The sequence below is a fragment of the Modicisalibacter xianhensis genome (assembly GCF_900113605.1).
Taxonomy (GTDB): Bacteria; Pseudomonadota; Gammaproteobacteria; order Pseudomonadales; family Halomonadaceae; genus Modicisalibacter; species Modicisalibacter xianhensis.
The window spans coordinates 164,297-174,751 of record NZ_FOPY01000010.1; the positions used below are offsets into that span (position 1 = coordinate 164,297).

Sequence of the window (10,455 nt, forward strand, 5' to 3'; positions counted from 1 at the left end):
ACCGTGCCGTCCCTGGTTCACCACCAGTGCTTGCGCTTGAGCAGCCCCAACACCAGCAGGCCGACGGTCAGGGTGATACCGAGGAACGCGGCGAAGCCATAGGGGCTCTCGGCACCGGGAATACCGCCGACGTTGATGCCGAGCAGACCTGTCAGGAAACTCAGTGGCAGGAACACGGTGGTGATGATGGCGAGCATGTACATGCGCTGGTTGAGTTGTTCGTTGTGCTCGCTCCATAACTGTTCCTGCAGGATCAGCGCACGCTCCTGCATGGCATTGAAGTCCTCGACGTAGCGCGAGAGCTGATTGGCGCTCTCGCGAATCGATACCTTGGTTTCTTCATCCAGCCACAGAGGACCCTGGGCGAGCTGCGCCAGGCAGTCGCGCTGCGGCCCCATGAAACGGCGCAGGGTAATCAACGGGCGGCGCAGGCGTGTCAGGTCGTCTGCCTCGAAACAGCCGTCGTCGGCAAGCTGGGCGTCCTCCAGTTCGGCCATGCGCTCTTCGAGCTGGTGGGTAACGTCGCCGACCTGATCGACCAATGTCTCGATCATCCAGGCCAGCAGGTCGGGTATCGAGAGAGCTCCCTGGCCGCTGTCGATGCGCTCACGTACCACGCTGACCGCATGCAACGAGCGCCGCCGCAGGGTGATCAGGCGCTTGGGCGTGATCCATACGCGCAGCGAGATCAAATCCTCCGGTGCGGCGCCAGGGTTGAAGTTGATGCCGCGCAGCGTAGTGACCACGCCACGCCCGAAACGCGCCACACGCGGGCGGGTGTCCTCTTCCAGCAGTGCCTCGATGACCGCCTCGTCGAGGCCGGCCAGCGAGTGCAGGTAATCCATGACATCGTCATGGCGAAAGTCCAGGTGCAGCCATAACGGTGCCTCGTCCTGATGCCAGGCCTGGTGCAGTTGCGTCGTGTCGAGCGCCTGGCCGCCGCCCTTGCCGTCCAGTCGGTAGGCAACCACGAAAGCGCCGGTCTGGGGTGGGGAGGATGTGGTGGGGGCTGCCGGCGCAGTGTCGTTGGGTGTCGCCATGACGGGGTAACCTCTCAAGGGACAGGGCAAAATGGGGACGGCAGGCTCGTCTGCCTTGCGCGGTACGGTTAGGCTACGCACCTTACCTAATGGATGTTGGCGGCAAAAGTCGAACGGGAGCAGGAATGACGCAGGATCAGCGGGCAATGCTCTACGGCGTGGGGGCCGTGGGACTGTGGTCAACGGTAGCCACTGCGTTCAAGCTGGCCCTGGCGACCATGTCGCCGGTGGAGCTGATGTGGATCGCGGCGCTGGTGTCCTGGCTGTTGATCGGCGGTCTGGTCTGGCGACGCAACCAGTTGGGCCTCGCCTTGCGGCGAGGCTGGGGTACGGCGCTGTGGGCCGGGCTGATGAACCCGGTGGCCTATTACCTGGTGTTGTTCGCCGCCTACGACCGGCTGCCGGGGCAGGAGGCCATGGCGCTCAACTATACCTGGGCGCTGGCTATGGCGTTTCTCGCCGTGCCAATCCTCGGGCAGCGGCTGACACGCATCGACCTGCTGGCCGGGCTGGTCGCCTATGCCGGGGTATGGACCATCGCCACCCGGGGGCAGGTGTTCGACGTGGCCTTTGCCGATCCCTGGGGTGTGGCGGCGGCCCTGGTCTCGACCGTGCTGTGGGCGTTGTACTGGTTGCTCAACGCCCGCGATCATCGCGAGCCGCTGGTCGCCCAGTGGCAGAACTTTACGGTCGGGCTCCCCGTGCTGACAGCGCTCGTGGCCTTCGGGCCGGGGTTCGACTGGTATGGCTGGCAGGGTGTCGGGGCCGGCATTTATGTCGGCCTGTTCGAGATGGGCATTGCCTTCGTGTTATGGCAGATGGCGGTACATAGCGTCTCGCGTACCGCCAAGGTATCCAACCTGATTTTCCTGTCGCCGCCGGTCTCGCTGCTGCTGCTGCATGTCATCGTTGGCGAACCGATCCTGGTTTCGACCCTGGTGGGGCTGGCGCTGATCCTGGCTGGCCTGGGCTTACAGCAATTGCAGAAGGCCCCGACACCCGAAGCCGCCTAGTGAGGCCGGTCGGCGAGTTGCTGTTCATCGGTCAGCAAGGGGGCCAGGGCCGGCCAGACATTGTCGAGCATCCGGGGCTGGGCCGCTGCGGTGGGGTGGATGCCGTCATCCTGCATCAATGACTTGTCCAAGGCGATACCGTCGAGCAGGAACGGCACCAGCGGGATGCCGTACTCGTCGGCCAGGCCACGGTAGACGCGCTGGAAGGCGTCGGTGTATGCCTGGCCATAATTGGGCGGTATCTCTATGCCCAGCAGCAGCACCTTGGCACCGCTCTCCCGGCTAGCCTCGATCATGCGTGCCAGATTGGCGCGCATCTGGCCCGGGGGCAGGCCGCGCAGGCCGTCGTTGCCGCCCAGCTCGAGCAGAACGATGTCCGGGTCGTGCTGTCCCAATAACTCGGGCAGCCGCGCCGCGCCGCCGGAGGTCGTCTCGCCACTGATGCTGGCATTGACGACATCGACCTCCTCGGGCAAGCGCTTGCGCAGCAGGTTGACCCAGCCGGATTCACGTTCGATGCCGTAGGCGGCGCTCAGGCTGTCGCCCATGACCATGACGGTCGTCGGGGCGGCAAACGCTGCGCCGGTCCACACTAGGCCAATCACCAGCACCAGCTGACGAATCCATTTGAGTGATAGCGACCCTCTGAAACCGCTAACCACAGGGAAACCTTGCACCATGTCCGACTCCCATGCGCGTGAAACCACTCCTATTCTACATGCCCGTGGCCTGGGCAAGCAGGTCGACAGCGGCGAGCGCCGCCTCGATATCCTGACAGGTCTCGACCTGGATGTGTTCCCCGGCGAGAGCGTGGCGATTCTGGGAAGCTCGGGCGCCGGCAAGTCGACCTTGCTGGGCTTGCTGGCCGGCCTTGACACGCCGACCCATGGTGAACTCATGTTGTTCGGCAAGTCCCTGCAGAGCCTTGATGAGGATGGACGCGCACAGTTGCGGGCCGGGCGCGTCGGCTTCGTGTTTCAGAATTTCCAGTTGCTGCCCACGTTGACGGCGCTGGAAAACGTGTTGCTGCCGCTCGAACTGATGCCCGGCCGGGATCATCAGTCACGGGGACGCGACTGGCTGGGGCGGGTCGGCCTGGGCGAACGCCTCGACCATCTGCCCAAGCAACTCTCCGGGGGTGAGCAGCAGCGCGTGGCGGTGGCGCGAGCCTTCGTTACCGAGCCGGAACTGGTTTTCGCCGACGAACCCACCGGCAACCTCGACCGCGCCACTGGCCGCAAGGTCATCGACCTGCTCTTTGCCCTGAACCGTGAAGCCGGGACCACGTTGGTCTTGGTTACGCACGATCATCACCTGGCCCGTCGCTGTCAGCGCTGCCTGCAGCTCGATGGCGGGCGGCTCGTCGAGCTCGACCGCGACGAGGTGGAAGCATGACGGGACATGCCGGGCACGACGATATCTTTCGCCTGTCCCTGAAGGGGCTGCGCCGCGACCTGCGAGCCAGCGACGTGCGTGCGCTATTCGTTGCCCTGGCGTTGGCCGTGGCGGCGTCGACGATGATCGGCTTCTTTCTCGACCGCCTCGACCGTGGCCTGACACGCCAGGCCAGCCAGTTGATGGGCGGCGACATCAAACTCGAGCAGGACGAGCCGTTCGGTAGCGACCTGCGCCGCCAGCTCGAACAGGCGGGCCTGACCCTGGCCGATCAGGTCGACCTGGTGTCGATGGCCAGCCATGGCGATGCCTTCCAACTGGCCAGCCTCAAGGTCGTCGATGGTGCCTATCCGCTGTACGGCCAGGTGCTGGTCGATCGCGGCGAAGGTGTCGTTCGGGTCCCGCACGGGCCGGTGGCAGGTGAGGTGTGGATTGCGCCGCGTCTGGCGCAACTGTTGAGCGTTGAGGTTGGCGGCGTCGTTCAGGTGGGGCAAGCATCCTTGACCGTGGGCGGGCTGATCGAGCGTGAACCCGACCAGTCTGCCGGGTTCGGCAGCTTCAATCCGCGCCTGATGATGCACGTCGACGATCTCGACGCGACCGGGCTGGTGCGTCCCGGCTCACGGGTAGAGTTCGAGTTGCTGGCCAAGGGGTCGCCCCAGGCGGTGGATAGCGTGCAAGGGCTGCTGGCTCGGTTGCAGACCGACGGCATCGAGGTCGAGGACGTGCGCGAGGACCGGCCGCAGTTGGGCAGTGCGCTGGAGCGTGCCGAGAAGTACCTCAGCCTGGCGGGGCTGGCCGCCGTATTGCTGGCCGGGGTGGCAGTCGCCATGGCTACGCGGCGCTATGTCGATCGACACCTGGATACCGCAGCGCTGTTACGTTGCTTTGGCGCCTCCCAGCGCCAGCTGGCACGGCTGTTCGCGCTGCAGTTGCTATGGCTGGCCCTGGCCTCGGCCATCATTGGAGCCCTGCTGGGGTTGGCCGGGCAAGCGGCATTGTTGGCATTGTTGACGCAATTCCTGCCGCTGGAGTTACCGCCACCCGGCTGGTTGCCGCTATTGATGGGTGTGCTGACGGCCGTGGCGGTGTTGATCGGCTTTGCTGGCCCGACGCTGCTGCGCCTCAAGCGGGTCAGCGCCCTCAAGGTTCTGCGCCGTGAACTCGATCCGCTGCCGGCGTCGGCGTGGTTGGTCATCGGCGTGGCCAGCCTGGTCTTTGGTGGTCTGCTATGGCTCTACTCGGGCGACCTGTGGCTGTCGTTGGGCCTGTTGACGGGCGGCCTGGTGGCGCTGGTCGTGCTCTGGGGGCTGGGCTGGCTGCTGCTCGGCGGCGTGCTGCGTCTGGCCGGCCGCTGGGGCAATGGGCAGGGTGGCGTTGCCCAGGCACTGCGCCTGGGGGCCCGGCAGTTGGCGCGGCGGCGCCAGGCGAGCCTGGGCCAGTTACTGGCCTTTGCCGTGACGTTCGCCGCCATGGCGATCATCACCCTGGTGCGCGGCGACCTGTTGACCACCTGGCAGGCGCAGTTACCCGAAGATACGCCCAACTACTTCGCCATCAATATCCAGCCTGGCGAGCGTGACGGTTTCCTTGACATCGTCGATGACGCAGTGGAGAGCCGGACGGCGCTCTACCCGATGGTGCGTGGACGTATCACGGCCATTAACGGGCAGCCGCCCCGTGAGGTGGTGCCGGAAGCGCATCGTGGCGATAACTCGCTGCGCCGCGAGCTCAACCTGACCTGGCGAGACGATCTGCCCGAGGGCAATCGCGTCGTGGCGGGTGACTGGTTCGGGCCTGATGCCGGCACCAACGATGCCGGCGGGGAGCGGGCCGTGCCGATCTCGGTGGAGAGCGGCCTGGCCGGGCGTCTGGGCATCGGGCTGGGCGATACGCTGACCTTCGCCATCGGCAGTCAGGATATCACCGGCGAGATCATGAGCCTGCGCGATCTCGACTGGGACAGCTTCCGCCCCAATTTCTTCGTCATTTTCCCGCCGGAGGTGCTCGAGCGCTTCGGTCATAGCTACATCACGGCCTTTCATCTCGAACGCGAAGCCGGGGGGACAGTGCTCGGCGAGCTGGTCTCGGCCTATCCCGGCGTCTCGCTGATCAATGTCGAGGCGATTTTGGGCCGGGTGCGCGAATTGCTGGCCCAGGTCACGCGTGCCGTGGAGTTCGTGCTGGCCTTCGTGCTGCTGGCCGGCGTCAGCGTGCTGTACGCCGCGCTGACTGCCAGTCATTCGTTGCGCACCCATGAGAGTGGCCTGTTGCGCGTGTTCGGTGCCGGCGACCGCTTGATCTCGCGCGTCCAAGGCGTCGAATTCGCCCTGCTCGGCTTCACCAGTGGGCTGATGGGAGCCTTGCTGGCCGAGTTGGCAGCCGCCGGGGTCTATATCGGCTGGCTCGACCTCGTGCCGCGTATTCACTGGACGATGTGGCTGGCCCTGCCGCTGGGCGGGGCGCTGCTCATTGGCGTGATCGGGCATGTGTTGTCACGTAGCGTACGCCGCCAGACGCCGATGGCCAGCCTGGGTCTGCTGGGGGAGGCTTGAGCTGCGCTAAACCCATGATGAGAAATTCTCGGTTAACCATGATGCCCTTTCATGTGAAAGGGCGGGGTCGCTGGGGTATCATTGCGGCCTCAGATTTTCCCGTGATTTCGAGGACTCTCGCCGATGTTCACCCGTGACATGCAGATCGCCGGATTCGATGACGCCCTGTGGAATGCCATGCAGCTGGAAGTGGCCCGCCAGGAAGCGCACATCGAGCTGATCGCTTCCGAGAACTACGCCAGCCCGCGCGTGATGCAGGCCCAGGGCACGCAGCTCACCAACAAGTATGCGGAAGGCTATCCCGGCAAGCGCTACTACGGCGGCTGCGAGCACGTCGACGTGGTCGAGGACCTGGCGATTCAGTATGCCAAGCAGCTGTTCGATGCCACCTACGCCAACGTACAACCGCACTCCGGGTCGCAGGCCAACAGTGCCGTGTTCCAGGCGCTGGTCAAGCCGGGCGACACCGTGCTGGGCATGAGTCTGGATGCCGGTGGTCACCTGACCCACGGTGCCAAGCCCAATTTTTCCGGCAAGCACTACACGGCGGTGCAGTACGGCCTGGGCGAGGGCGGCCTGATCGACTACGACGAGGTGGCACGACTGGCACGCGAGCACCAGCCGAAGATGATCATCGCCGGCTTCTCCGCCTACTCGCAGATCATCGACTGGGCCAGGTTCCGCGAGATCGCCGACGAGGTGGGCGCCTACCTGCTGGTCGACATGGCGCACATCGCTGGACTGGTGGCGGCCGGCATCTATCCGAGCCCGTTGCCTCATGCGCATGTAGTGACCACGACGACCCACAAGACGCTGCGCGGCCCACGTGGCGGCTTGATCCTCTCCGCCGAAGGCGACGCCGAGATCGAGAAGAAATTGCAGTCCGCCGTGTTCCCGGGCGGCCAAGGTGGCCCGCTGATGCACGTCATCGCCGCCAAGGCGGTGTGCTTCAAGGAAGCCATGGAACCGGAGTTCAAGGCTTACCAGCAGCAGGTGGTCAAGAACGCCCAGGCCATGGCCGGTGTGTTCATCGAGCGCGGTTTTGAGGTGGTCTCTGGCGGTACCGAGGATCACCTGTTCCTGTTGTCGCTGATCAAGCAGGGCCTGACCGGGAAGGACGCGGACGCTGCCCTGGGCCGCGCCCACATCACCGTCAACAAGAACGCCGTGCCCGGCGATCCGCAGAGCCCGTTCGTCACCTCCGGCCTGCGTATCGGTACCCCGGCGGTGACCACGCGCGGTTTCGGTGAAGCTGAATGTCGCGACCTGGCCGGCTGGATCTGCGACATCCTAGATGCCATGGGCAACGGCGACTCCAGCGCCGCCGAAGCCGAAGTGCAGAGCAAGGTCGAAGCCGTCTGCGCGCGTTACCCGGTGTATCGCGACTGATCGCATAACGCGACGTATGCTCGCCTGACAAGGCCGCTCCGTTCCGGAGCGGCCTTTTTGCTTTGCGTTACTGGTATGCCTGGCTGGCCTTGGACTAACGTCTAAAGGCAATCTTTGCGTGCTTGTCCGATCCTATGTCCGACATAATAGAAATCGAGTCCTACAAGGAGCGGGGCAGGGTCGCCATGAGTCACGCCGCAACGCCACCGGGCCGCACCGCTCGGCCAGACATTGCCGAACACCTGGCTGAAGCCATTTTCAGCGGTCGTTACGGGCCGGGTGACTTCGTGCCCAAGGAACTCGACCTCTGCGACCAGTTCGGGGTCAGCCGCAGTACCGTGCGCAGTGCCCTTCAGACGCTGGTGACGGCAGGCTTGATCAAGCGCATCTCGGGGCAGGGGACGCGTGTCTGCGAACTGGCCAACTGGCACCTTCTCGACCCTCAGGTTAGTGCCTGGATGGCCAAGTTCGCACAGCCCAATCCCCGTATCCAGCGCGAAATATTTGCCTTTCGTGTCGCCGTCGAACCCTTCGTGGCGCGCCTGGCGGCCGAGCACGCCACGGCCGCGGACCTGCTGGCCATCGAGACGGCCTATGAAGGCATGATTCACGCCCTGGAGCGAGACGATCTACGCTGGAAGGGGCAAACCCACGACGAATACGATGTCGCGTTCCATGAGGCCGTATTCGCCGCTTCGCATAACCTGGTCTGGGCGCAGATCAGCCATGTACTCAAGCCGGCCATCGCGCTGCTGGTCGAGAAGTCCAACCACAGCGCACACGAACTCAACGACAGCATGGAACGCCACCGCCGCGTGATGGAAGCCATCCGTCTGCGGCAACCCGAACAGGCCGCGGCAGCGGCGCTGGCGGTGCTCGAACGCACCGGACGGGATCTGGGTCTCGAAGACCTGATCCGTGCACTTCCCATCCTCGAAGACCAGACAATAAATGGCTAAGGAAACGCTCATGATGTCACGCACTCCGCTCAAGACACTCACCGCTGCCGTACTCGGTGCCCTGGCCCTCAATGCCCAGGCGGCCGAATACGAGTGGACCTTCCAGACCTCGGAAACCTCCGGTGAGCCCCAGTTCGAAATGAAGAAGGCCTGGGCCGAGAACGTCGAAAAGATGTCCGACGGCCGCATTTCCATCGAAATCCTGCCGGTCGGCGCCGTCGTCCAGGCCAACCAGACCCTGCAGGCCGTCAAGTCCGGTATCCTTCAGGGCCACCTGACCGACCCCAGCTACTTCACCGGACAGAACCCGGCCTTCGGCATGATCGGCAACCTGGTCGGTGCCTGGAGCGACCCGTACGACTTCCTCGACTACATGAACAATGCCGGTGGCGAGGAACTCTACAACAAGTTGGTCGAGCCTTATGGCCTGCACCTGATTGGCGCCGCCGCGACTGGCCTGGAATCCCTGCCGTCCACCAAGCCGGTGCGTTCCGTCGAGGACATGAAGGGCCTCAAGCTGCGTGCACCGGAAGGCATGGTCTACAACATTTTCGAAAAAGCAGGCGCTACACCGGTCAACCTGCCGGGCTCCGAGGTTTATACCGGTCTCGAGAAGGGCGTGATCGATGCGGCCGACTACACCGTATTCGCCACCAACCAGGCCCAGGGACTGCACGAGTTCGCGCCGTATCCGCTGTATCCGGGCTTCCACTCGTTGCCGATGGTGGCGGTCTCGATCAACAACGAGATCTGGCAAGGCCTGCCGGAGGACCTGAAGGCGATCCTGTCGACGTCCGTCGATGCACTGGCCTACGAAATGGTCGCCGAGCTGAAGACCCGCGACATGGAAGCCGTACGTGAAGCGCGTCAGAACCCGGACATCGAGATCATCGATCTGCCGGCCGAGGAGCGTGCCAAGTTCCGTAACATCGCCAAGGAAGAGTGGGCAGTCTGGGCCGAGAAGAACGACATTACCCAGGAGTTCTACGACTCCGTGGTTCAGTACCTGGAAAACCACAACCTGCTGAAGGCCGAGGAATCCTCGAGCACTCAGTCTTCCGATCAGCAGTCCTAACGATCGTCGGATCGTCAGGTGACGGGGCAGCCGTGTGCAGCCTCGTCACCCACTGCCAGACCTCACCGGGAAGCCTTGATGGGCTTCCTGGTTTTTGATGCAGAGGAACCACTCATGTCTCGAGATCCCCGTCGCCGAGATTCCACCCCCGTGACGCACGAGGACGAGATCGCCGGCCCGACCTCCGGTGAGCCCAGCACGGCCCCCGACCCGGTGCGCAGCACCTTCGACCGCGGCGTGGTGTGGTGCGCCCGTGGCGCCGCCTGGCTGGTGTTCGTCGCCATGGCGATCAGCGTCTTCGAGGTCATCATGCGCTATGGCTTCGACTCGCCCACCTCGTGGGTCCACGAGAGCGTGGTCATGCTGGTCGCGGTCAGCTTCGCCCTCGGCGGCCCCGCCGCCCTGGCCAGCAACCGCCACATCCGCGTGCGCATCCTCTACGACAGTGCCGGCCCGCGCCTCAAGCTGTGGCTCGACCGCTTCAACGACCTGGTCACCTTCGGCTTCTGCCTGGCGATGAGCTACGCCGCCTACGTGATGTTCTGGGACGCCTCGCACAACCCCATGGGCGAGTGGTCGCTGGAGCGCTCCGGGACCTCCTGGAACCCGCCGTTTCCCGCCCTGGTCAAGGGCATCATCATGGTCGCGCTGATCATCATGTGCATCCAGGCGTTCATCCACCTGATTCAGTCGCTGCGCGGCAAGCCCGCCACCCCCCCGAGCGATAACGAGGGAGCCGTGTAATGGATATCGCCGACGGAACGATTCTGATGGTCGGGGCGATCTTCGCCCTGCTGGTCACCGGCCTGCCGCTGGCCTTCATCACCGGCCTGGTGGCGCTGGCCTTCACCTTCGGCTGGTTCGGCCCGATGGCCATGCCGCTGGTCACCAGCCGTGTCTACGGCTTCGTCACCGAGTACTCGCTGGTGGCGGTACCCATGTTCGTGCTGATGGCGTCCCTGCTCGACCGCTCGGGGATCGCCAAGGACCTGTTCAACGCCATGCGCGTGTTTGCCGGCCGCCTGCCCG

General features: G+C 64.6%; 10 protein-coding genes. 8 read left to right on the forward strand and 2 right to left on the reverse strand.

What is annotated here, in order from left to right; genetic code table 11:
• Nucleotides 1–17: 17 nt before the first annotated feature.
• Nucleotides 18–1,040 carry a zinc transporter ZntB gene (locus BM194_RS13405; protein WP_092847506.1) on the reverse strand — a complete coding sequence of 341 codons (1,023 nt, stop codon included), beginning with the start codon at nt 1,038–1,040 and terminating at the stop codon, nt 18–20.
• Between the two features lie 125 nt (nt 1,041–1,165).
• On the opposite strand from BM194_RS13405, the gene BM194_RS13410 reads away from it, so the two are divergent.
• Nucleotides 1,166–2,053: a DMT family transporter gene (locus BM194_RS13410; protein WP_092847509.1), complete on the forward strand. Its 888-nt coding sequence runs from the start codon at nt 1,166–1,168 to the stop codon at nt 2,051–2,053.
• Here BM194_RS13410 and BM194_RS13415 read toward each other — a convergent pair.
• Nucleotides 2,050–2,733 carry an arylesterase gene (locus BM194_RS13415; protein WP_092847512.1) on the reverse strand — a complete coding sequence of 228 codons (684 nt, stop codon included), beginning with the start codon at nt 2,731–2,733 and terminating at the stop codon, nt 2,050–2,052. The two genes, BM194_RS13410 and BM194_RS13415, sit on opposite strands and share 4 nt — an antisense overlap.
• Here BM194_RS13415 and BM194_RS13420 point away from each other — a divergent pair.
• The 7 genes from BM194_RS13420 to BM194_RS13450 form a co-directional block, all read left to right on the forward strand.
• A complete protein-coding gene (locus BM194_RS13420) occupies nt 2,732–3,448 on the forward strand; it encodes an ABC transporter ATP-binding protein (protein WP_092847515.1) in 717 nt (238 codons plus the stop codon). The genes BM194_RS13415 and BM194_RS13420 overlap by 2 nt on opposite strands.
• On the forward strand, nt 3,445–6,003 hold the full coding sequence (locus tag BM194_RS13425; protein WP_092847518.1) for an ABC transporter permease: 2,559 nt from the start codon (nt 3,445–3,447) through the stop codon (nt 6,001–6,003). Before BM194_RS13420 ends, BM194_RS13425 begins: the two co-directional genes overlap by 4 nt.
• Nucleotides 6,004–6,126: 123 nt before the next feature.
• Nucleotides 6,127–7,392 (forward strand): serine hydroxymethyltransferase, encoded by a 1,266-nt coding sequence (gene glyA, locus BM194_RS13430; RefSeq protein ID WP_092847522.1) that lies wholly within the window; start codon nt 6,127–6,129, stop codon nt 7,390–7,392.
• A 185-nt stretch (nt 7,393–7,577) separates the two neighbouring features.
• Nucleotides 7,578–8,351 (forward strand): FadR/GntR family transcriptional regulator, encoded by a 774-nt coding sequence (locus tag BM194_RS13435; protein ID WP_092847525.1) that lies wholly within the window; start codon nt 7,578–7,580, stop codon nt 8,349–8,351.
• A 10-nt stretch (nt 8,352–8,361) separates the two neighbouring features.
• Nucleotides 8,362–9,426: a TRAP transporter substrate-binding protein gene (locus BM194_RS13440; RefSeq protein WP_092847528.1), complete on the forward strand. Its 1,065-nt coding sequence runs from the start codon at nt 8,362–8,364 to the stop codon at nt 9,424–9,426.
• Between the two features lie 114 nt (nt 9,427–9,540).
• Nucleotides 9,541–10,170 carry a TRAP transporter small permease subunit gene (locus tag BM194_RS13445; RefSeq protein WP_244890969.1) on the forward strand — a complete coding sequence of 210 codons (630 nt, stop codon included), beginning with the start codon at nt 9,541–9,543 and terminating at the stop codon, nt 10,168–10,170.
• Nucleotides 10,170–10,455: TRAP transporter large permease subunit (locus BM194_RS13450; protein WP_143097595.1), on the forward strand; the 286-nt coding region annotated here is incomplete at its 3' end. The genes BM194_RS13445 and BM194_RS13450, both read left to right, overlap by 1 nt.